General features: G+C 70.9%; 22 protein-coding genes and 1 pseudogene. 8 read left to right on the top strand and 15 right to left on the bottom strand.

All coding sequences use genetic code 11. The features are described from left to right. Window positions 1-179: 179 nt before the first annotated feature. Window positions 180-437, bottom strand: a complete 258-nt coding sequence (locus ABZ934_RS09845) for a hypothetical protein (RefSeq protein WP_361310816.1) — start codon at window positions 435-437, stop codon at window positions 180-182. Between the two features lie 298 nt (window positions 438-735). Here ABZ934_RS09845 and era point away from each other — a divergent pair, with 298 nt between their 5' ends. Next, window positions 736-1,686, top strand: a complete 951-nt coding sequence (gene era / locus ABZ934_RS09840; RefSeq protein ID WP_361310814.1) for a GTPase Era — start codon at window positions 736-738, stop codon at window positions 1,684-1,686. A 72-nt stretch (window positions 1,687-1,758) separates the two neighbouring features. On the opposite strand, the gene ABZ934_RS09835 is transcribed toward era, so the two are convergent. The 4 genes from ABZ934_RS09835 to ABZ934_RS09820 all read right to left on the bottom strand — a co-directional run bounded on the left by ABZ934_RS09835 (window position 1,759) and on the right by ABZ934_RS09820 (window position 4,799). Continuing rightward, window positions 1,759-2,433 carry a class I SAM-dependent methyltransferase gene (locus ABZ934_RS09835; RefSeq protein ID WP_361310811.1) on the bottom strand — a complete coding sequence of 225 codons (675 nt, stop codon included), beginning with the start codon at window positions 2,431-2,433 and terminating at the stop codon, window positions 1,759-1,761. Between the two features lie 134 nt (window positions 2,434-2,567). Continuing rightward, entirely contained in the window at window positions 2,568-3,398 is an 831-nt protein-coding gene (locus ABZ934_RS09830; RefSeq protein ID WP_361310809.1) for a GNAT family N-acetyltransferase, read from the bottom strand. 56 nt (window positions 3,399-3,454) lie between these two features. Further along, window positions 3,455-3,724, bottom strand: coding sequence for a protealysin inhibitor emfourin (locus ABZ934_RS09825; RefSeq protein WP_361310806.1), 270 nt, complete (start codon window positions 3,722-3,724; stop codon window positions 3,455-3,457). A 10-nt stretch (window positions 3,725-3,734) separates the two neighbouring features. After that, window positions 3,735-4,799, bottom strand: coding sequence for a M4 family metallopeptidase (locus ABZ934_RS09820; RefSeq protein WP_361310803.1), 1,065 nt, complete (start codon window positions 4,797-4,799; stop codon window positions 3,735-3,737). Window positions 4,800-5,175: 376 nt separating this feature from the next. On the opposite strand from ABZ934_RS09820, the gene leuA reads away from it, so the two are divergent. The 6 genes from leuA (at window position 5,176) to ABZ934_RS09790 (ending at window position 12,406) form a co-directional block, all read left to right on the top strand. After that, complete coding sequence (leuA, locus tag ABZ934_RS09815; protein ID WP_361310801.1) at window positions 5,176-6,939, top strand: 2-isopropylmalate synthase; 1,764 nt, start codon at window positions 5,176-5,178, stop codon at window positions 6,937-6,939. 251 nt (window positions 6,940-7,190) lie between these two features. Continuing rightward, window positions 7,191-7,886 (top strand): TerB family tellurite resistance protein, encoded by a 696-nt coding sequence (locus tag ABZ934_RS09810; protein ID WP_361310799.1) that lies wholly within the window; start codon window positions 7,191-7,193, stop codon window positions 7,884-7,886. 507 nt (window positions 7,887-8,393) lie between these two features. Further along, window positions 8,394-10,079 carry a nucleobase:cation symporter-2 family protein gene (locus tag ABZ934_RS09805; protein ID WP_361310797.1) on the top strand — a complete coding sequence of 562 codons (1,686 nt, stop codon included), beginning with the start codon at window positions 8,394-8,396 and terminating at the stop codon, window positions 10,077-10,079. A 100-nt stretch (window positions 10,080-10,179) separates the two neighbouring features. Then, window positions 10,180-10,926, top strand: coding sequence for a DNA repair protein RecO (gene recO / locus ABZ934_RS09800; RefSeq protein WP_136215648.1), 747 nt, complete (start codon window positions 10,180-10,182; stop codon window positions 10,924-10,926). Between the two features lie 11 nt (window positions 10,927-10,937). Beyond that, window positions 10,938-11,762 (top strand): isoprenyl transferase, encoded by an 825-nt coding sequence (locus ABZ934_RS09795; protein ID WP_361310793.1) that lies wholly within the window; start codon window positions 10,938-10,940, stop codon window positions 11,760-11,762. A gap of 116 nt (window positions 11,763-11,878) precedes the next feature. Then, complete coding sequence (locus ABZ934_RS09790; protein ID WP_361310792.1) at window positions 11,879-12,406, top strand: hypothetical protein; 528 nt, start codon at window positions 11,879-11,881, stop codon at window positions 12,404-12,406. Here ABZ934_RS09790 and ABZ934_RS09785 read toward each other — a convergent pair. The 4 genes from ABZ934_RS09785 to ABZ934_RS09770 are packed head-to-tail and all read right to left on the bottom strand — an operon-like array spanning window position 12,403 to window position 15,523. Then, window positions 12,403-12,825: a transcriptional repressor gene (locus ABZ934_RS09785; protein ID WP_361310789.1), complete on the bottom strand. Its 423-nt coding sequence runs from the start codon at window positions 12,823-12,825 to the stop codon at window positions 12,403-12,405. The two genes, ABZ934_RS09790 and ABZ934_RS09785, sit on opposite strands and share 4 nt — an antisense overlap. Window positions 12,826-12,876: 51 nt before the next feature. Beyond that, window positions 12,877-13,743, bottom strand: coding sequence for a metal ABC transporter permease (locus ABZ934_RS09780; protein ID WP_361310786.1), 867 nt, complete (start codon window positions 13,741-13,743; stop codon window positions 12,877-12,879). Then, a complete protein-coding gene (locus ABZ934_RS09775; RefSeq protein WP_361310783.1) occupies window positions 13,743-14,537 on the bottom strand; it encodes a metal ABC transporter ATP-binding protein in 795 nt (264 codons plus the stop codon). Before ABZ934_RS09775 ends, ABZ934_RS09780 begins: the two co-directional genes overlap by 1 nt. A 32-nt stretch (window positions 14,538-14,569) precedes the next feature. Continuing rightward, entirely contained in the window at window positions 14,570-15,523 is a 954-nt protein-coding gene (locus ABZ934_RS09770) for a zinc ABC transporter substrate-binding protein (protein ID WP_361310781.1), read from the bottom strand. Between the two features lie 154 nt (window positions 15,524-15,677). Between ABZ934_RS09770 and ABZ934_RS09765 the strand changes: the two genes are divergently transcribed. Continuing rightward, window positions 15,678-17,060, top strand: coding sequence for a glycine--tRNA ligase (locus ABZ934_RS09765; protein ID WP_361310778.1), 1,383 nt, complete (start codon window positions 15,678-15,680; stop codon window positions 17,058-17,060). Window positions 17,061-17,148: 88 nt separating this feature from the next. On the opposite strand, the gene ABZ934_RS09760 is transcribed toward ABZ934_RS09765, so the two are convergent. The 6 genes and pseudogenes from ABZ934_RS09760 to ABZ934_RS09735 all read right to left on the bottom strand — a co-directional run bounded on the left by ABZ934_RS09760 (window position 17,149) and on the right by ABZ934_RS09735 (window position 21,702). Then, window positions 17,149-17,862 (bottom strand): VC0807 family protein, encoded by a 714-nt coding sequence (locus ABZ934_RS09760; protein WP_361310775.1) that lies wholly within the window; start codon window positions 17,860-17,862, stop codon window positions 17,149-17,151. Window positions 17,863-18,051: 189 nt separating this feature from the next. Further along, window positions 18,052-18,645: a TetR family transcriptional regulator gene (locus ABZ934_RS09755; protein WP_361310772.1), complete on the bottom strand. Its 594-nt coding sequence runs from the start codon at window positions 18,643-18,645 to the stop codon at window positions 18,052-18,054. Between the two features lie 20 nt (window positions 18,646-18,665). Next, on the bottom strand, window positions 18,666-19,739 hold the full coding sequence (locus ABZ934_RS09750; protein ID WP_361310770.1) for an aldo/keto reductase: 1,074 nt from the start codon (window positions 19,737-19,739) through the stop codon (window positions 18,666-18,668). Between the two features lie 57 nt (window positions 19,740-19,796). Beyond that, a complete protein-coding gene (locus ABZ934_RS09745) occupies window positions 19,797-19,940 on the bottom strand; it encodes a hypothetical protein (RefSeq protein WP_361310768.1) in 144 nt (47 codons plus the stop codon). A gap of 85 nt (window positions 19,941-20,025) precedes the next feature. Continuing rightward, window positions 20,026-20,142: pseudogene (locus tag ABZ934_RS09740) on the bottom strand (DoxX family protein); the annotation flags it as partial. A 153-nt stretch (window positions 20,143-20,295) separates the two neighbouring features. Next, entirely contained in the window at window positions 20,296-21,702 is a 1,407-nt protein-coding gene (locus ABZ934_RS09735; protein ID WP_361310766.1) for an MFS transporter, read from the bottom strand. Between the last annotated feature and the right edge of the window lie 38 nt (window positions 21,703-21,740).

Genomic DNA, 21,740 nt, shown 5'->3' with positions numbered 1-21,740 from the left:
GCCCCGCACCCGTAAGCGGCCCCGGCCGGACGCGATCCAGGGGGCGGGCGGTGCGGACAGGGGCGAGCAGCGGAAGAGGGCCGGTGGCGCTCGCCGGCCTGGCCGTCCTCGCGGCGGTGGCCGCCCCGACGAACGGCGCCGCGCCACCGGCGCCTGGACGGCGCTCGCCCAGGAGCGGGTCACCGTGCGGCGCGGGGCGCGGGGAGCGTCGCCGTCACCGTCCCGGAGCGGCCGAGCCCGGGGGCCACCCCGGCGCCGTCGTCGCCCTGGAGGACGGGGCCGCCGCCGGCGCCTCCGGGATCGGTGTTCCGGCAGGCCGTCGCCGCCCGCCTCTGCCTCCGGGTCACCGGGCCCACCCCCCCGTGCTCGCCGTCCGGGACGTCCGGGTCCGCGCCGACGGCGACGGCGAGCGCGCGGAGGTCACGTACACCCTCCACAACCTCGGCACGTCACCCTGCGGCCCCGCGCCACCCTCACCGCCGGCGGCCTCGCCGGCCGCACCCACAGCCGCCCGCTCACCGGCCTGCCGGCGGAGCTGCTGCCCGGCCAGGAGGTGCGCCCGCGCGGCCCGCGGCTCGATCGGCCCGCGCTGGAGCGGGCCCGGCTGACCGTGCGCGCCGGGGACGCGGGGCGAGCGCCGAAGGCACCGCCGACTACGCGCGGCGGCCCCGGCTCACGACCACGCCGGCCCTCGCGACCGTGGCCTGGTCGGCGCTGGGAGCGGCATCGGGGAGAATGGCCCGTATGAGCGATCGTTCCCCCGAGCCCACCGCCCCGCACCGCGCGGGCTTCGCCTGCTTCGTCGGCCGCCCCAACGCGGGCAAGTCGACCCTGACCAACGCGCTCGTGGGCACCAAGGTCGCGATCACCTCGAACCGGCCGCAGACCACCCGCCACACCGTTCGCGGCATCGTGCACCGCCCCGACGCCCAGCTCGTGCTGGTCGACACCCCCGGCCTGCACAAGCCGCGCACCCTGCTCGGCGAGCGCCTGAACGACGTCGTACGGACCACCTGGGCCGAGGTCGACGTCATCGGCTTCTGCCTGCCGGCCGACCAGAAGCTCGGCCCCGGCGACAAGTTCATCGCCAAGGAACTCGCGGAGATCAAGAAGACCCCCAAGATCGCCATCGTGACCAAGACCGACCTGGTGGAATCGAAGCAGCTCGCCGAGCAGCTCCTCGCCATCCACCAGCTCGGCGTGGAGCTCGGCTTCGAGTGGGCCGAGATCGTCCCCGTGTCGGCGGTCGGCGACAGCCAGGTCCAACTGCTGGCGGACCTGATCGCGCCGCTGCTGCCGGAGAGCCCGCCGCTGTACCCCGAGGGCGACCTCACCGACGAACCCGAGATGGTGATGGTCGCGGAACTCATCCGCGAGGCCGCGCTGGAGGGCGTGCGCGACGAGCTTCCGCACTCGATCGCGGTGGTCGTAGAGGAGATGATCCCCCGGGAGAACCGTCCGGCGGACCGCCCGCTGCTCGACATCCACGCGAACGTCTACATCGAGCGGCCCAGCCAGAAGGGCATCATCATCGGCCCGAAGGGCTCCCGTCTCAAGGAGGTCGGGATGAAGTCGCGCAAGCACATCGAGGCGCTCCTGGGCACGCCCGTCTTCCTGGACCTCCACGTGAAGGTGGCCAAGGACTGGCAGCGCGACCCGAAGCAGTTGCGCAAGCTCGGCTTCTGACCTTTTTCGCGGCTCGGTCCCGTGCCGACTTCGGTCGGAGGGGCGGGCCGGCCCGCAGGGCGTTCCGGCGGGCTACGGCAGCCGCCGGACCTTCACCGCGTTGTCCGTGCGGGCCCCGGGGTGGCCGTCGGGCCGGGTCTGGATCCGCTCGTGTTCCTCCGCGAGCAGCACCTCCCACTCACCCTCCGGCAGCTCCAGCTGCGCCACCACCTCGTCAGGGGTCGGGAAGTGCACGGAGTGGTCCGGGTGGTCGTGCCAGGTCGGCCAGCCCGCGTGGCCGACGATCAGCAGGACGCCGCCCCGCGCCACGGCCGCGGCGGCCCTGCGCAGGACCCGCTCGCGCGGGAAGTCCCCGTAGGTGTGCAGGAAGCACGCCGAGACGAGATCGAACTCGCCGTCCGGGAAGGACCGGGCCAGGTCGTGGCGCTGCCAGTCGACGCGGTCCTCGACCCCGGCCTCCTTCGCGTGGGCCCGCGCCCGCTCCAGCGCGACGCCGGAGATGTCGGTCGCGGTGACCCGCCAGCCCTGCCGGGCCAGCCACACGGTGTCGCCGCCCTCGCCGCAGCCGAGGTCCAGGGCGCGCCCCGGGGCGAGCCCCTCGACCTCCCGGAGCAGGACGGCGTTGGCGTTGCCGCTCCACACGCGGTCGCTCTCGCGGTAGCGGGAGTCCCAGTACTCCTCGCCGCCCTCGACGACGGTGTGCGCGGTGGCTTCGAGGTGGTCGGGGTGCGCGGCTTCTTCGGGCATCGGAGCCTCTTTTCTGTGCGGTGACCGGTACGCCGATGGTCCGCCCGGCCGCCGGACCGGGGCAAACAACCTTGCCGTTCCGGCAAAGAACCGGCCCCGACCCCTGGGCCTCGCTCCAAACCCACTGCGGCCTGTCAGGCGTCGGCCGGCGCCGGGGGCTCCGCGATCAAGGCGGTCCCGACCCGGCGGAAGCCGGCCCGCCCGTAGATCCGCGCCACGTCCTCGTCGCCCGCGGAGAGGAACACCGTACGCACGCCCCGCGCGCGGGCTTCCGTGACCAGGGCCGCCGTCACCGCGAGGGCCAGTCCCCGGCGGCGGGCCGCCGGCAGGGTGCCGACGCCGACGATCTCGGCCACCTCTCCGACCGGGTTGTACTGGCCCGAGCACAGCACCACCGCGTCCCTGACGGCGGCGGCCAGGACCGTGCTGCCGGCCGCGATCTTCTCCGCCACCCAGGCGCGGCGGACCTCCACCGCCGGATCCGCGGTCGCCGCCGTGAGTTCCGCCGCGCCGGCCTCGCCCGGCGCTGTGCCGGGGGCGGCGAAGGCCAGCATCGGCACCGTCACGGCGGCTGCCAGCAGAGGGTCGTCGGCGCCGAGCACCCGCGCCGGGCCCGGCGTCGGCGGGAGCGGTTCGGCGGTGTCGGAGGGGTCCAGGACCATGAGCGGGTAGGCGTGGACCCGGAGTCCCGCGGCCTCCACCGCGGCGCGGAGGGAGGGGCTGTTTTCGGCCACCCATTCGAAGCTCTCGGGCAGTTCGAGCTCCCGCTGGCGCGCCAGGACGCGTTCGACGTCCGCCGCGGAGACCTCGGAGCCGCCGAGCGTGGGGCGCGCGTAGTACGGCCAGCCCGCCCCCTCCTGCACGAACAGGGTCAGCGGACCGAAGTCCTCCGCCCGGGCGCCGCCCGCGCGCGGCGCCCCGTCGTAGTACTGCTCCAACGCGGCCAAGATCGTTTGTGTGGTCATCCGGTCATCCAAGCAAAGCCGCCGGTGCCGGTCATCCGAATTGGGGCCCGGCGCCGTTACGCACCCTCCTTGAGCACCCGCGTGATCAGGCTCCGCTGGGCCTCCGACAGGTAAGGCTCCGCGCAGGACACGGTGCGCCCGTCCACGGTGATCCGGTACGAGAACCCGTCCCGCACCCGGTCCGGTCCGTGCCCCGGCGGACCGGGCCGCAGGGCCAGCAGTGCCAGCGCCCGCCATTCGTTCTCGTCGGGCCGGCCCGAGGTGTCCACCTCGACCCGGCGCTCGATGCCCGCGAAGCCGCCCGTCCGTACCACCAGAATCCGCATGTGGGGCCTTCTACCCCAGCCCGACCGCCGACCACGCCTTCTGCATCGCCTGGTGCTCCGCGCCGCCCTCCCCGTACCGGGCGACGGCCGCCGCCACCGAGAGCCGGGCGAAGTCCGCGAAGTCGGCGTCGGGGGCGAGAGCGCCGCCGGTCAGGGTGTCGTACCAGATCCGCCCGGCCCGCTCCCACGCCTTGCCGCCCAGTTCGCTCGCCACGATGTAGAAGGCGTGGTTGGGGATGCCGGAGTTGATGTGCACGCCGCCGTTGTCGGCGTGGGTGGTGACGTAACCGTCCATCGTCGCGGGCTGGGGGTCCTTGCCGAGCTCGTCGTCGTCGTATGCCGTCCCCGGTGCCTTCATCGAGCGCAGTGCGACCCCGGTGACGGCGGGTCCGAGCAGGCCCGCGCCGATCAGCCAGTCCGCCTGGTCGGCGGTCTGCCCGAGCGAGTACTGCTTGATAAGTGAACCGAACACGTCCGACATCGACTCGTTCAGCGCGCCCGACTGGCCCCGGTACTCCAAGTTGGCCGTGTACTGGGTGACGCCGTGGGTCAGCTCGTGCCCGATCACGTCCACGGCCACCGTGAAGTCGAGGAAGAGGTCACCGTCACCGTCGCCGAAGACCATCTGGCGCCCGTCCCAGAACGCGTTGTCGTAGTCCTCGTCGTAGTGCACGCTCGCGTCCAGCGGCAGGCCCGCGTCGTCGATCGAGTGGCGGCCGAACCCCTTGAGGAACAGGTCGTACGTGGCTCCCAGCCCGGCGTACGCGCGGTTGACGCTCGCGTCGCCGGTCGGCTCGTCGCCCTCGCCGCGTACCCGCGTGCCCGGGAGCCGGGTGCGGTGTCCGGCGTCGTACACCGTCCGCCGGGGTTCGTCGGGGACGGGCGCCGCGAGCGCCGGGGCGACGCCGCGGACGGTGGTGACCCGGCGGCGGGTGCGCAGGGCGGCGTCGTGTTCGAGGGTCCGCTGCGCCGTGTCTGCCCGGCGGGTGTCCCGGGACCGGGCGATCCGGTCGAGGAGGTGGGGAGGTACGACCGTGCAGAACACGGGGGGCGCGGGGCGAAGAGAGGCATCCATGTCCGCAATGTGGCAGTGCGTGACCCTCCTGTCACTCATCGCGACCATGATTCATTCGGTTGTCTGAAAGACGTCGCGCCGCATTGACGGATCGACCGGACATTCCCCGCAAGCGACGGAGCAAAAAGAGTCTTATCCAACAAAGGGGTACAAAACGGACCAGCAGGTCTTGCATACTGAAACAGGTCCTCGCGTTACGGCGCGGCTCCGCTAGGCTCGGCCCATCATGCGTTTCGGGCTGCTTCTCCTTAGCTGCCGCGGCGAGGGTCTGTAGTCGTAGGCCGGCCCCCTCCCCGCGGAGTTCGGTGTTGCGGATTTACGACCGCCGTCGGCCGTCCCAGCGAACTACACGCGGACACGCGAGGAGCCCCACGCCATGAGTCAGCACACTTTCGCAGGTCGCCCCACGCCCATCACGAACGCGACCCACACGCAGAAGCCCTCCGGGATGCCGATCCACAAGTACGGCTTCTACGAGCAGGTGGAAATCCCGGACCGCACCTGGCCGAACGCCCGCGTCACCAAGGCCCCCCGTTGGCTGTCCACCGACCTGCGCGACGGCAACCAGTCGCTGATCGACCCGATGACCCCCGCCCGCAAGCGCGAGATGTTCGACCTGCTGGTGCGCATGGGCTACAAGGAGATCGAGGTCGGCTTCCCCTCCTCCGGGGAGACGGACTTCGCCTTCGTCCGCTCCATCATCGAAGAGGGCGCGATCCCGGACGACGTCACCATCTCCGTACTGACGCAGGCCCGCGAGGACCTGATCGAGCGGACCGTGGAATCGCTGGTCGGCGCCAAGCGCGCCACCGTGCACCTCTACAACGCGACCGCCCCGACCTTCCGCCGGGTCGTCTTCCGCGGCTCCAAGGAGCAGATCAAGCAGATCGCCGTCGACGGCACCCGCCTGGTCATGGAGTACGCCGACAAGCTGCTGGGCCCGGAGACCACCTTCGGCTACCAGTACAGCCCCGAGATCTTCACCGACACCGAGCTGGACTTCGCCCTGGAGGTCTGCGAGGCCGTCTGCGACGTGTGGCAGCCCGGCGAGGGCCGCGAGATCATCCTGAACCTGCCCGCCACGGTGGAGCGCTCGACGCCTTCCACCCACGCGGACCGCTTCGAGTGGATGGCCCGCAACCTGACCCGTCGCGAGCACATCTGCATCTCCGTGCACCCCCACAACGACCGCGGCACCGCCGTGGCCGCCGCCGAACTGGCCCTGATGGCCGGCGCCGACCGAATCGAGGGCTGCCTGTTCGGGCAGGGCGAGCGCACCGGCAACGTCGACCTGATCACGCTGGGCATGAACCTGTTCTCGCAGGGCATCGACCCGCAGATCGACTTCTCACAGATCGACGAGATCCGCCGCACCAGCGAGTACTGCAACCAGATGGAGGTCCACCCGCGCCACCCCTACGCGGGCGACCTGGTCTACACCGCCTTCTCCGGCTCCCACCAGGACGCCATCAAGAAGGGCTTCGACGCCATGGAGGCCGACGCGGCCGCCCAGGGCAAGACCGTGGACGAGATCGAGTGGGCCGTGCCCTACCTGCCGATCGACCCGAAGGACGTCGGCCGCTCCTACGAGGCCGTCATCCGCGTCAACTCGCAGTCCGGCAAGGGCGGCATCGCGTACGTCCTGAAGAACGACCACAAGCTGGACCTGCCGCGCCGCATGCAGATCGAGTTCTCCCGGATCATCCAGGCCAAGACCGACGCCGAGGGCGGCGAGGTCACGCCGAAGGCGATCTGGGCCGCGTTCCGGGACGAGTACCTGCCCAACCCCGAGAACCCCTGGGGTCGCATCCAGCTGCGCTCGGGCTCGACGGCCACCGACAAGGACGGCACCGACACGCTGACCGTCGAGGCGGTGGTCGACGGCGTCGAGACCGTCCTGACCGGCACCGGCAACGGTCCGATCTCGGCCTTCTTCGACGCGCTGGCCGGCATCGGCGTCGACGCCCGCCTGCTGGACTACACCGAGCACACGATGAGCGAGGGCGCCTCCGCCGTGGCCGCGTCGTACATCGAGTGCGCGATCGACGGCCGCGTCCTGTGGGGCATCGGCATCGACGCCAACACCACCCGCGCCTCGCTGAAGGCCGTCATCTCGGCCGTCAACCGCGCGGGCCGCTGATCCCACCGGTCCCCGCCCGGCCGCACCGGCCCCGTACGGCGAACCCCGCGCCTCCGCAGAGGGAGGCGCGGGGTTCCGCTTTTCCCGGGCTCCGCCGCGCCCCCGGCGCGCGTCGCGGCGGGGGCGCAGATCGGCCAACTCCGGTTCCGGAGCGAGGTTGTCTCGTCACACGACTGACACACACTCACGGATGTGGCTAACATCACGCCCACCCGGCGATGGTGCGCGGGGTCCGTATACGGAGGTGCGACGTGCTGCCAGTTCGGGGTGGGGACGGCCGGAAGCCGACCGTATGGGGCATCCGTACCACCTGGAGCACCGTGGCCGACGGGGAGTTCTTCTGCCCCGGCTGCGGTGGTGACCGCAACTACCGCCGGCGCACCGGCCGCCGCCGCTTCGCGGTCCTCGGAGTGCCGCTGCTGCCGCGCGGGTCCGCCGGGCCGGTGGTCGAGTGCCAGGCGTGCAAGGAGCGCTTCGACACCGACGTGCTGGACCACCTGACCACCACCCGCTTCTCGGCGATGCTGCGCGACGCCGTGCACACCGTGACGCTGGCCGTCCTCGCCGCCGGCGGCACCGCCTCCCGCAGCGCCCTGGAGGCGGCCGTGTCGGCCGTACGCGGCGCCGGGTTCCAGGACTGCACCGAGGAGCAGTTGGAGGCCCTCGTGGACGCCCTGGCGACCGACGAGGGGCGGCTGGGCCTGTATGACGGGCCGGAGTGTTGCGGGGCCGCGCTCTCGATAGAGCTCCACGAGGCGCTGGAACCCCTCGCGCCGCACCTGGCCGGACCGGGGCGCGCCTCGCTGCTGCTCCAGGGCGCCCGGATCGCCCTCGCCGACGGACCGTACATCCCGGCCGAGCGGGAGGTGCTGGCCACCGTGGGTGCGGCGCTGCGCATGGGCGCCGACGAGGTCACCGGGCTGCTGTCGGCGGTCCGCGCCCCGTAACGATCCGGCCACGTCAGGCCGAACCCGGCCCCTCCGTCATCCGTGTCATCGATGGAGGGGCCTTACCGTTCGAAGCGGTGTGTCCACCCCTCGGACGGCCTCGAACGCGCGCACGACGGCGGCCTCATGACGCCTGCGCAGCCTCGCGCCGCAGGTCAGGTCGTTGTGGGGCGGTTGTGGCGGCCGGGCCCGGGCGACGCCGGGTGTGGCGCGCGCCGTGGTTCTTACGCCCGCCGACCGACCTCGCGCCAGTGGCGGAACATCCAAATCGGGCGCCCCAGAGGGTCAACACTTTGTAGAAGTCGACGATACCTGTGAGCCCTTCCACAGGCGTTCAATTCCGGTCACACGACGAGACGCCGCCGGTAACACAGCGGGGCTTCGATTCACGTGAACTTCACTGAAACCCCACCGGATCAACGGAGCCCAGCACGCGCTGGGGGAGACCACTCCGGTCGGGGACAACCAGACTCCTCTCACTTACCTACCTTGAAGGGCAAGGCAGAGATGGCACGTGTCGCCGCCCGGCTTTCCGTTGACGGAGAGCAGAGCTCACACCACCCGGTCGACGAGGTGCTCCCCCTCCCCAAGCTCGCGCTGTACGGCTTCCAGCACGTACTCGCCTTCTACGCCGGCGCCGTGATCGTTCCGATCCTCGTCGGCAGCGCGCTCAAGCTGAGCCCGCACGACCTCATCTACCTGATCAACGCGGACCTCTTCACCTGCGGCATCGCCTCGATCATCCAGGCGTGGGGCATCGGCCGGGTCGGCGCCCGGCTGCCGATCATCCAGGGCGTCACCTTCACCGCCGTCTCCCCGATGATCGCCATAGGTCTCGGCGCGGGCGGCGGGACGGCCGCCCTGCTGGTCATCTACGGCGCGGTCATCACGGCCGGACTCGCCACGTTCGCCTTCGCCTGGATGCCCGCCAGGGTCTTCCGCGTGGTGATGTCGCTCTTCCCGCCGGTCGTCACCGGCACGGTCATCACCATCCTCGGCATCGTCTTGCTCCCGGTCGCCCTCAAGGACGCCGTCGGCGGCGCACCGCTGGTCGGCGACGGCGGCGATCCCCGGCAACTGGCCTACGCCGTCGGCACGATGCTCTTCGTCCTGGTGGTCATGCGGCTGCGCCGGCCCTTCCTCTCCAGCATCGCGGTCCTGCTCGGCCTCGTCGCCGGCACCGTGGTCGCGTTCGTCCTCGGCGACGCGAAGCTCGACGCGGTCAAGACCTCCGACTGGGTCGGGGTGACCACCCCCTTCCACTTCGGCGCCCCCAAGTTCGAGTGGTTCCCGATCTTCCTCATGCTGATCGTCATGCTGATCACCATGGTGGAGACCACCGGTGACACCTACGCCATCGGCGAGATCGTCGGCAAGGACATCGACAGCGAGACCGTGGCCCGCGCCCTGCGGGCCGACGGCGCCGCCACCGCCATCGGCGGCCTGCTCAACTCGTTCCCGTACGTTGCCTTCGCCGAGAACGTCGGCCTGGTCCGGGTCACCAAGGTCAAGAGCCGGTTCGTGGTGGTCGCCGCCGGCGTCATCATGATCGTCCTCGGTCTGCTGCCGAAGGCGGCCGCCGTCGTCGCGGCGATCCCGCCCGGGGTACTGGGCGGCGCCGCCACCGTCATGTTCGGCATGGTCGCGCTGGCCGGTATCCAGACCCTGGGGAAGGTGGAGCTCCGCGAGGAGAAGAACGCGCTCATCGTCGGTGTCTCCCTGGCCTTCGCACTCTTCCCCGCCACCATCCCGGCCTACTTCGACAAGCACCTGAGCGCCGACCTGTCCTCGCTGCTCAACAGCGGTGTCACCCTCGGTGCCACGGCGGCCATCGTCCTGAACCTGCTTTTCAACGGACTGGCCAAGGGCGACCCGCACAACGCCCCGCACCTCGCCCTGCCGGCCCAGGCCGCACCGGACGGAGCGGACACCGCGGTCGACGCGGTAACCGGCCCGGCGGCCGACACGGAAACCGTCCCGCGGGCCGACGCGGATGCCGATGCCCATGCCGATGCCGCTGCGGATGCCGATGGCAAAGCCGGCGACGCGGCCGGCGTGCCGGCGGCAGCGACAGCGGACGCGCAGCCCAAGGGCCGCCCCGCGGCCGAGCCCGTGGTGGCCGAGGAGAGGAAGCCGGTACGGGCCGTCGCCGCCCCGGACCCGGCGGACGAGGCGGCCGCCCCCGCCTCCTGACCCTCCCGAAGACCGAGGGCCTCCTCTTCCCCCCGGAGGAGGCCCTCACCGTCCTACCCGACGGCCCCGATCGGGTCCCCGCACAGGGGACAATGGACCCATGAGTCTGTTCCGCGACGACGGCATAGTGCTGCGCACCCAGAAGCTGGGTGAGGCGGACCGCATCATCACGCTCCTCACCCGAGGCCACGGCCGGGTCCGGGCCGTCGCGCGCGGTGTGCGGCGTACGAAGTCCAAGTTCGGCGCCCGGCTGGAACCTTTCTCCCACGCCGACGTGCAGTTCTTCGCACGAGGCAGCGATCTGGTCGGCCGCAGCCTGCCGCTGTGCACCCAGACCGAGATCATCGCCCCGTACGGCAACGGCATCGTCACCGACTACGCCCGCTACACCGCCGGCACCGCGATGCTGGAGACCGCCGAGCGCTTCACCGAGAACGAGGGCGAACCGGCCGTCCAGCAGTACCTGCTGCTCATCGGCGCCCTGCGCACGCTCTCGCGCGGCGAACACGATCCGCACCTCATCCTCGACGCCTTCCTGCTGCGCTCGCTGGCCGTCAACGGCTACGCGCCGAGCTTCGAGGACTGCGCGAAGTGCGGCATCCACGGACCCAACCGACACTTCTCCGTCGCCGCGGGCGGGGTCATATGCGGGGACTGTCGGGTCCCGGGCAGCGTCGTACCCTCGTCGGAGGCCATCGCTCTGCTCAGCGCGCTGCTGACGGGCGACTGGGGTCACGCGGACGCCTGCGAGGCGCGTCACGTGCGGGAGGGCAGCGGGCTGGTCTCGGCCTATTTGCACTGGCATCTGGAGCGCGGGCTACGCTCCCTGCGATACGTCGAGAAATAGGAGCTGGGCACATGGCACGACGCGGGATTCTGGGACGCTCTCGCCGCGAGTACAAGGTTCCCGAGCCGCACCCGTCCGGTGAACGTCCGCCGAAGATCCCCGGCGAGCTGGTCCCGAACCACGTCGCGATCGTCATGGACGGCAACGGCCGCTGGGCCAAGGAGCGCGGGCTGCCGCGCACCGAGGGCCACAAGGTGGGCGAGGGCGTCGTGCTCGACGTGCTCAAGGGATGCCTGGAGATGGGCGTCAAGAACCTGTCCCTGTACGCCTTCTCGACGGAGAACTGGAAGCGCTCGCCCGACGAGGTCCGCTTCCTGATGAACTTCAACCGGGACGTCATCCGGCGCCGACGTGACGAGATGAACGAACTGGGCATCCGCATCCGTTGGGTCGGCCGGATGCCCAAGATGTGGAAGTCGGTCGTCCAGGAACTCCAGATCGCGCAGGAGCAGACCGTCGACAACGACGCGATGACCCTGTACTTCTGCGTCAACTACGGCGGCCGCGCCGAGATCGCGGACGCGGCGCAGGCCATCGCCCGGGACGTGGCCGCGGGCAAGCTGGACCCCTCGAAGGTCAACGAGAAGACCTTCGCGAAGTACATCTACTACCCGGACATGCCGGACGTTGACCTGTTCCTGCGGCCGAGCGGCGAGCAGCGCACCTCCAACTACCTGATCTGGCAGAGCGCTTACGCCGAAATGGTCTTCCAGGACGTGCTGTGGCCGGACTTCGACCGCCGCGACCTGTGGCGGGCCTGCCTGGAGTACGCCCAGCGCGACCGCCGCTTCGGCGGCGCGGTACCGAACCAGCCGGCCCCGAACACGCCCCGCTGACCCCGAACACGCCCCGCTCACCCCGAATCGCCCCGCCGACCCGGCCGGCCCCGCCCGCGCCCCCGTGCGGGGGCCCCGGCCTCCGCACGGACGCGCCGGCCGTAGGGTTCGCTGTCATGGACATAGCAGCAGATCAGGCGGTCGAGCTCGTCTTCCGGGCCACCACGGCGGACGTCGCGGAGGCACTGCGGGCCCGGAATACCCGTACCACGTCGGGACGCCTCAGCCGATGGATGTTCCCGACGATGGGGACGTTGGCGGTGCTCTCCGCCGTCCTGCTGATCAGGCAGGGCGGCCACCTCCCCGGCGCGGTGGGCTTCCTCGCGGCCGGGCTGACGCTGTGGGTGATCACGCTGTTCGGCCCCCGGCTCACCGCCCGTGCCTTCGGCGGGCTGCTGGAGAGGGCGGGGGAGACGCGGGCCGTCATCGACGATTGCGGGGTCCGTGTGGCGACGGAGGTCACCGAGACCCGTGTCGGCTGGGCCGCGCATCCGACGTACGCGGAGACGGATGGCCTGTTCGTCCTGCTCAGCGACGACAAACGCGCCGTCGCCTTCACCGTCCTGCCCAAGCGGGGTGCCCAGGACCCGGCCGACATCGACCGGCTCCGGGCGATCCTCGACCGGAACCTGCGGCGGGCCTAGCCCGCCGCCGCGCAGTCCGCGCAGGTGCCGAAGATCTCCACCGTGTGGGCGACGTTCACATAGCCGTGCTCGGCCGCGATCGCCTCCGCCCACTTCTCCACTGCCGGGCCCTCGACCTCGACCGCCTTGCCGCACTTGCGGCACACCAGGTGATGGTGGTGGTCGCCCGTGGAGCAGCGCCGGTAGACGGATTCGCCGTCGCTGGTGCGCAGTACGTCGACCTCGCCCGCGTCGGCGAGGGACTGGAGGGTGCGGTAGACGGTGGTCAGGCCCACGGAGTCGCCGCGGTGCTTGAGCATGTCGTGCAGCTCCTGGGCGCTGCGGAACTCGTCCACCTCGTCCAGCGCCGCCGCCACGGCGGCACGCTGCCGGGTGGATCGTCCTCGTACTGGCGCGGTCTCGCCAGGCGCAGTCGCCACCGGTTCCTCCTCGTGTCGGCCTCGGCCCATTGTGCCAGGCGGCCGACCCTTCTAGACCTTCACATCGTCGCGCGTGCAGACCGCTTCGGCGGCCCGGGCGGCCTTGGCGCGACGCCGGGCCAGCGGGGCGGACAGGGCGGTCGTCACCATGAAGACGCCGATGGCCAGCAGCACGATCGTGGAGCCCGAGGGCACGTCGATGTAGTAAGTGGCGGCCGAGCCGGTCAGCGCGACGGTGAGGCTGATCGCCATCGCCAGGCCCAGCGTGGCGGCGAAGCCACGGGTGATCCGCTGCGCGGCCGCGACCGGGATCACCATCATGGCGCTGACCAGCAGCAGGCCGACGATGCGCATGGCGACGGTGACGGTGACGGCCGCGGTGACCGCGATCAGCAGGTTCAGCGCGCGCACCGGCAGACCGGTGACCCGGGCGAACTCCTCGTCCTGGCAGACCGCGAAGAGCTGGCGGCGCAGGCCGACGGTGACGGCGAGGACGAACGCGGCGAGGATCACCATCGCGATGACGTCCTCGGGCGCGACCGTGGTGATGGAGCCGAACATGGCGCTGAGCAGGTTGGTCGTGGAGCCGCCCGGAGCCAGGTTGATGATCATGACTCCTCCGGCCAGGCCACCGTAGAAGAGCATCGCGAGCGCGACATCGCCGCTGGTCCTGCCTCGGGAGCGGATGATCTCCATTCCGATGGCGCCGACGATCGCGACCAGGGTGGCCGTCCACACCGGGCTGGACCTGAGCAGGAAGCCGAGTGCGACACCGGTCATGGCGACATGGCCGAGACCGTCGCCCATGACGGCCTGCCGGCGCTGGACGAGGTACGTGCCGATGGCGGGCGCCGTCAGGCCGACCAGCCCGGCGGCGATCAGGGCCCGCACCATGAAGGGGGAGTCGAGGAGGTCCATCAGCTCAGCAGTCCCGTCCGCAGGGGCTCGGCGTCGTGCGCCGCGTGGGGGTGTACGTGGTCGTGGCCGGGCAGGGCGTGCTGACCGACGGCCTCCGGGGGCGGGCCGTCGTGCACCACGCAGCCGTCGCGCAGGACGACGGCCCGGTCGATCAGCGGCTCCAGGGCGCCCAGCTCGTGCAGGACGAGCAGGACGGTCACGCCGGCGGCCACCTGGCGGCGTACGGCCTTGGCGAGGACCTCCTGATTGGCCAGGTCCACGCCCGCCATCGGCTCGTCCATGATCAACAGTTCGGGCTCGACGGCGAGCGCCCGGGCGATGAGCACGCGCTGGTGCTGCCCGCCGGAGAGGGCGTTGACGGAGGCGTCCGCGTACGTGCCCATGTCGACGAGGTCCAGGGCGCGCTCCACGGCGATCCGGTCGGCCTTGCGCAGGACGCCGAAGCGGGTACGGGCCAGCCGGCCGGAGGAGACGACCTCCCGAACGGTGGCGGGCACGCCCGCGGCGGCGGTGGTGCGCTGGGGCACGTAGCCGATCCGCGACCACTGCCGGAAGCGCTTGAAGTCGGTGCCGAAGAGAGAGAGCCGGCCCTCGGTGAGGGGGACCTGCCCGACGACGGCGCGGACGGCCGTGGACTTGCCCGAGCCGTTGGCGCCGAGGAGGGCGACGACCTCGCCGCGCCGGACGGTGAGGTCGACCCCGCGCAACACGGGGCGCGAGCCGAGCGAGGCGGTGGCCCCGCGCAGGGATATGACGGGTTGCTCGGCCGCCGATGCGGACGTGTCGGACTCCATGGCGCGCGCCTCCGTTGCTGCTACCGCTGTCATCACTTGGTGCCGAGTGCCTTCTGCAGGTTCTTGAGGTTGGACCGCATGACCTCGAAGTAGTCAGCGCCCTGCGAGGCGGTGGTGATTCCTTCGAGGGGATCGAGGACGTCGGTCTTCAGGCCGGTGTCGGCGGCGAGGGTCTTGGCCGTCTTGTCGCTGGCGAGGGTCTCGAAGAAGACGGTGGACACGTTGTCCTTCTTCGCGATCGCCTGGAGGTCCTTCATCCGGGCCGGGCTGGGTTCGGACTCGGGGTCGACGCCGGAGATGCCCTCCTGGTCGAGACCGTAGCGCTCGGCGAGATAGCCGAAGGCGGCGTGGGTGGTGATGAAGGTCTTGGAGGCCGTGTCGCCCAGGCCGTTCTTGTACTCGGTGTCCAGCGCGCCCAGTCTGGCCACCAGGTCGTCGGTGTTGCTCGCGTAGTCGGCCGCGTGGGCGGGATCGGCCTTCCGCAGCGCTGCGCCGACGCCCTTGGCGATCTCGGCGTACTTGTTCGGGTCGAGCCAGACGTGGGGGTCCGCGCCGGCCTCGCCGTGGCCCTCGCCCTCGGTCGCGTGGTCGTCGTGGCCGGAGGTGGCGTGCTTCTCCAGCTTGGTGAGGGTGGCGGCGTCGACGGTGTTCTTCACACCGGCCTGGGCCACCGCTTTGTCGACGGCGGGCTGGAGGGTCTTGAGGTAGAGCACCACGTCGGATTCACCGAGCCGGGCGGTCTGCTTCGGGGTGATCTCCAGGTCGTGCGGTTCGACGCCCGGCTTGGTCAGGGTGTCGACCTTCACGTGGTCCTTGCCGATCTGTTCGGCGAGGTACTGCAGCGGGTAGAACGACGCCATCACATCGAGTTTGCCGTTCTTGTCGCCACCCTCGGCCGCCGCGCCGGAACAAGCGGTGAGGGCCGTCGCGGCGAGGGCCACGGCCCCGGTGAGGGCGGCGGTCGGTATGAGGCGTCGTACGTTCATGACATCCATTTTCATCAAAGATGGAAACGATTGTCAAAAACCCTGGTGGGCGGGCTGTGGAAGGCCGTTGCAGGGGGTCCCGATTTGAAACGGGGGGTGCGGGCGCCGGTAACCTAAAGGCTTCGCCGTTCGTCCTCGTAATGAAGAGAGCACCGTGGCCGCCGACAAGATCGAAACCATCGTCAGCCTGAGCAAGCGCCGTGGCTTCGTTTTCCCGTGCAGTGAGATCTACGGCGGCTCCAGGGCTGCCTGGGACTACGGTCCGCTCGGTGTCGAGCTGAAGGAAAACATCAAGCGCCAGTGGTGGAAGGCCATGGTCACCGGGCGTGAGGACATCGTCGGCCTCGACTCTTCCGTCATCCTCGCCCCCGAGGTCTGGCAGGCTTCCGGTCACGTCGCGACCTTCTCCGACCCGCTGACCGAGTGCACCGCCTGTCACAAGCGTCACCGCGCGGACCACCTGGAAGAGGCGTACGAGGCCAAGCACGGCCGCCCGCCGGTCAACGGCCTTGCCGACATCAACTGCCCGCACTGTGGTGTGAAGGGCCAGTTCACCGAGCCGAAGCAGTTCTCCGGCATGCTGGAGACCCACCTCGGCCCGACCCAGGACACCGGCTCCAAGGCGTACCTGCGGCCCGAGACCGCCCAGGGCATCTTCACCAACTTCGCCACGGTGCAGACCACCTCGCGCAAGAAGCCCCCCTTCGGCATCGCGCAGATGGGCAAGTCCTTCCGCAACGAGATCACCCCCGGCAACTTCATCTTCCGCACCCGCGAGTTCGAGCAGATGGAGATGGAGTTCTTCGTCAAGCCGGGCGAGGACGAGCAGTGGCAGGAGTACTGGATGGCCGAGCGGTGGAACTGGTACCGCGACCTCGGCATCCGCGAGGAGAACATCCGCTGGTACGAGCACCCGAAGGAGAAGCTGTCCCATTACTCGAAGCGCACCGCCGACATCGAGTACCGCTTCAACTTCGGCGGCAATGAGTTCTCCGAGCTGGAGGGCGTCGCCAACCGCACGGACTACGACCTCAAGGCCCACTCCGCCGCCTCCGGCCAGGACCTGTCGTACTTCGACCAGGAGGCCGGCGAGCGCTACACCCCGTACGTCATCGAGCCGGCGGCCGGTGTCAACCGCGCCATGCTCGCCTTCATGCTCGACGCGTACAACGAGGACGAGGCCCCCAACGCCAAGGGCGTCATGGAGAAGCGCACCGTCATGCGCCTCGACCCGCGCCTCGCGCCGATCAAGGTCGCCGTCCTGCCGCTGTCCCGCAACGCGCAGCTCTCGCCGAAGGCCAAGGGTCTCGCCGCCGACCTGCGCAAGAACTGGAACATCGAGTTCGACGACGCGGGCGCGATCGGCCGCCGCTACCGCCGCCAGGACGAGGTCGGTACGCCGTTCTGCGTGACCGTCGACTTCGACACCCTGGACGACAACGCGGTGACCGTGCGCGAGCGCGACACCATGAAGCAGGAGCGCGTCTCCCTGGACCAGATCCAGAGCTACCTCGGCAGCCGCCTGCTCGGCTGCTAGGTCTCCGGTTCGGCTTCCCGCCGGAACGGGCGGTGGCCCGGTGCGCTGTGCGCGCCGGGCCACCGTCGTTCTGCCGAGCCGCTGCCGGTCAGACGGCCCCCGCCTGGGCGGCGGCCGCGTCGGCCGCCGCGCGGCGTTCGCCCTCCGCCTGGGAGCGCTTGCCGTAGCGCGCTGTCCAGAGGGCCAGCACACCGAGCACCGTGTAGATCATGATCGGGCTGACGGTGACCATCGTGCCGGTGTCCAGCACGTACGTCAGCGCGATGCGAACCCCGGCCTCGGCCAGATACGCCACGCCCCAGACCGTGGTCATGACGGTCAACGTCCGCCGGAAGCCCTCGTACTGCCACAGGCCGTTCCACCAGGCGGTGCTCTCGGAAGTGCCGTCGGTGGCGAACTTGCGGCCGAAGTAGAACATCAGCGGTCGCGGGGCGAGCAGGGTCGCCAGGCACAGCAGCCCGAACAATCCGGTGACGCAGGAGTCCTTGATCAGCAACGCGCGCGCCGAGTGCGCGCCGACCAGCGAGACGACGGCCGTGATCACAAGGAACACCAAGGTCACGACGGCGAACTCGTCGAGCTTGCGGCGCCACGCCAGGCTGATCGCGCTGTCGAGGACCGGCCAGGCGCTGCTGACCAGCAGTGCGCCGAACTCGCTCCAGCCGTGGTCGTGAAGCTGGTTGTACGTGATGATCGGCGCGACCACATTGAGGCCGATGGTCAGGATCCAGCCGAACGCGGCGGCACCGGCCGACCGCGCGGGTGGCGCCGGGCGAGTGGCCTGCGGCTCCGAAACGGACATGCTTCCCCCTGAGAGTTACCTGATGACTGTCCGGGGGGAACCCAGGGCAGGCGTGCGGGCCCACGACAGGGTTCCCCGGATCACATGATCACCAAGTCGGCCCGGAATCAGCCAGTCCGCCCAGCGGTGGGGGTCACGGAGGTCGGTGGCGGCCGGTCGGGGTCGGTGGCGGCCGGTCGGGGCGCCGGTTCAGGCCCGCAGGCCCCGGATGACCAGCGAGGTGACCGCCTCGAACTCCGCGAGGATCGTGGGCGAGAGCCAGTCGGCCGCGTACTGCGGGTCATGGAAGCGTCCGGTGGCATCGAACACCGCGCGCGCGGTGGCCGGCACGTCCCGCGCGGCCAGCGTCCCGTCCGCGACACCCTCGGAGATGATCCGGGTCAACTGTCCGATCAGCTCGTTCAGATGGTGATCCACCACCTCGCTGCTCTCGGCGAGGAGCACCGTGTACGTCGCGAACAGCTCCGGGTCGTCGCCCGCCTTGTGCCGCTTGGCTTCGAAGAGCGCCTCCAACCACGCCTCCAGCTTGGAGGGGGCCGGCTCGGCCGGCGCCGAGGCGATCTCCTCCAACCGGACGACGCTCTTGGCGAGCCAGCGGTCGGTGACGGCCTCGCGCAGCGCCGCCTTCGACGGGAAGTGCCGGTACACGCTGCCGTGGCTGACGCCCAGGGCGCGCGCCACGTCCACCACGGTCGCCTTGGTCGGACCGAAGCGGCGCAGCACTTCCTCGGTGGTTTCGAGGATGCGCTCGGGAGTCAGGGGTTCGGCGGCAGCGGAGGGCATGGGACGACCGTACCGCCAGCTCAGTGCTCGCTGTCGAGGTGGGCCATCTGCGCGGCCGGGTAACGCTCGCCGGCCGCCGCCCCCGCGGGTATCGCCGCCTCGACGGCGGCCACCTCGGCGGCGCTCAGCTCCACTTCCAGCGCGCCCAGTGCCTCCTCCAGCCGGTCCCGGCGCCGGGCCCCCACCACCGGCACGATGTCGACACCGTGCCTCGGGCCCTGGGCCAGCACCCAGGCTATGGCGATCTGGGCGACGCTCACCCCCTTCTCCTGCGCCACCTTGCGCAGGGCCTCCACCAGATCGAGGTTCCGGTCGAGGTTCTCGCCCTGGAAGCGGGGGCTCATCCCGCGGAAGTCGCCGGGCGCCAGCCGGCGGTCGCGGCTGAAGTGGCCGCTGATCAGACCGCGGGACAGCACCCCGTACGCGGTGATCCCTATGCCGAGCTCGCGCGCGGTCGGCAGGATCTCCGCCTCGATCCCTCGCGAGATCAGCGAATACTCGATCTGGAGGTCCGCGATCGGGGCCACCGCGGCGGCCCGGCGCAGGGTGTCCGCGCCGACCTCCGAGAGCCCGATGTGCCGTACGTGCCCGGCCTGCACGGCCTCGGCGATGGCGCCGACGGTCTCCTCGATCGGCACGTCCGGGTCGAGACGGGAGAGTCGGTAGATGTCGATGTGGTCCCGCCCAAGCCGCTGGAGGGAGTAGGCGAGGAAGTTCTTCACGGCCTCCGGCCGACCGTCTATCCCGGTGAACGCACCCTCGACCGTCCGCAGCGCGCCGAACTTCACGCTGGTCAGCGCCCGCTCCCGCAGCGCGGCGGGTGCCGTGCGCAGGGCCTCGCTGATCAGCAGCTCGTTGTGGCCCATGCCGTAGAAGTCGCCGGTGTCGAGCAGGGTGTCCGTCCCGTCGGGCGCGGCCTCCAGGTAGGCGTGGATGGTCGCGATCGACTCGACGCGGTCGCTCTCCCCGTACAGCGCGGACATGCCCATGCAGCCCAGCCCCAGCGGGAAGACGGCGGGGCCGGTGGTGCCGAGGGTCGTGGTCGCGGCGGTGGTCGTCGCGGCGGTGGTCGGGTTGCTCTCGTTCGTCGTCATGCAACGAGAATGGCATGACGAGTGACAGATTTCAATATCTGTCACTCGTCAGGGTCGTTACGCCGTTGCGCGCAGCACGAGCGCACGGCCACCGCGACCAGGGCGAGGACCGCCGCCGTGGGCGAGGGCGTAGTCCTTGACGCGCAGGTGGCTGACGACGGCGCCGACGAAGTAGAGCGTCACTCCCACCGCCGTGGCCACGCCCAGCGGCGCGCCACAGGCCGGCGACCAGTCCGACCGTCCCGGCCGCCTTCAGGGCGGCCAGTCGCGGGAGCCAGGACTCCGGGGCCTCGACCTTGCGCATGCAGCCCATCACCGCCTCGTTGCGCTGGAGTGTGAAAGTGGCGTACGCGGCCAGGGTGAGCGCCGGCAGGACGGCGACGACGGCGTAGGCAAAGAACATGAAGAACTCCAACGCGTCGCCCTCACCGACGCGGGCGCCGCCGCGCTGGGCAAGACCAACGCCGCGCTGGACCGGGTCGAGCTCGCGCTGTTCTCCGGCCTCTCGCAGCGCCCCCAGACGCCCCTCATCACGGCAGGGTCGGGCGTCACAGCACTAGCCGAGCGCGCGGGCGGTCCGGGTCGCCGTGGCCAGGGCCCACCGGCCGGTCGTCGCGACGCCCACCGCCAGCACCAGCACCCCGCACACCGTGATGATCCACCAGGCCGGCTGCGCCGCCGTGACGAAGTCGCCGCCGTGGGCGAGGCCGGCCGCCAGCACCGCGCCGATCACCGCAACGCCCAACGTCCCCCCGGTCTGCCGGCTGGTCGACGCGACCGCCGCCGCCACGCCCGCCTGGGCGCGCGGCATCCCGGACACCGCGGTGTTGGTGATGGGCGCGTTGACCATGCCGAAGCCGAGACCGAACAGCACGTACCCGGCGAACATCAGCGGATTCGACGCCTCCGCCGAGAACCCCGCGAACAGCAGCCCGCTGGCCGCCATCGCCACCCCGGCGATCACCAAGGGCACCCGCGGGCCCACCACGCCCACCAGCCGCCCGGACACCGGCGCGCACAGGAAGGCCAAGGCCGCCATCGGCAGCATGTAGAGGCCCGCTTGCAGCGCGTCCAGCCCGCGCACCTCTTGGAGGTAGAGGGTGTTCAGGAACAAGAACCCCGAGAGCGCGGCGAAGGCGCTCACCGCGATCACGGTCGCCCCGCTGAACGGGGCGCTGCGGAAGAAGCGCGGGTCGATCAGCGGCTCCGCCCGCCTCGGCTCGTAGACGAGCAGTCCCACCAGGGCCGCCACCGCGAGCGTCGCGCACCCGATGACCGTGGGCGAGATCCAGCCGGCCGAGGGCGCCTCGATGATCCCGTACGTCACCGATCCGAGCAGCGCCATGACCAGTGACTGACCGACCGGGTCCGGGCGGCGCGGGTGCTCGGCCCGCGACTCGGGGACGTAGCGCAGGGTCAGAACGAGGGCCAGCAGCCCGACGGGCACGTTGACCCAGAAGATGGACCGCCAGCCGACCGAGTCGACCAGCAGGCCGCCGATCAGCGGTCCGGCGGCCATGGAGATGCCGACGACCCCGCCCCAGACGCCGATGGCGCGGGCGCGCTCCTTGGGTTCCGTGAACGTGTTGGTGATGATCGACATGGCCACGGGGTTGAGCATCGAGCCGCCCACGGCCTGGATCATCCGGAACGCGATCAGCCACTCCAGACTCGGCGCCAGCGAACACAGCACCGAGCCCGCCGTGAAGACGATCAGGCCGGTGCTGAACACCTTCCGGCGCCCGATCCGGTCGCCCGTGGACCCGGCCAACATCAGCAGTGAGGCCAGGACCAGCGTGTACGCGTCGATCGTCCACTGCATGCCCGCCACCGAAGCGTTGAACTCCCGCCGCATCGAGGGCAGGGCGACGTTCAGAACGGTGGTGTCCAGGCTCACGATCAACAGGCTCATGCAGCAGATGGCCAGCACGAGGCTGCGTCGCCTGGGACTCAGGGTGCGCATGGCTCCGATAGTACGGCTAACTAATGAAATGCGGGACG

The organism is Streptomyces sp. NPDC046557, from assembly GCF_040645975.1.
In the GTDB taxonomy this organism is placed as follows: Bacteria; Actinomycetota; Actinomycetes; order Streptomycetales; family Streptomycetaceae; genus Streptomyces.
This window is presented reverse-complemented; position numbering and strand designations above follow the sequence as displayed.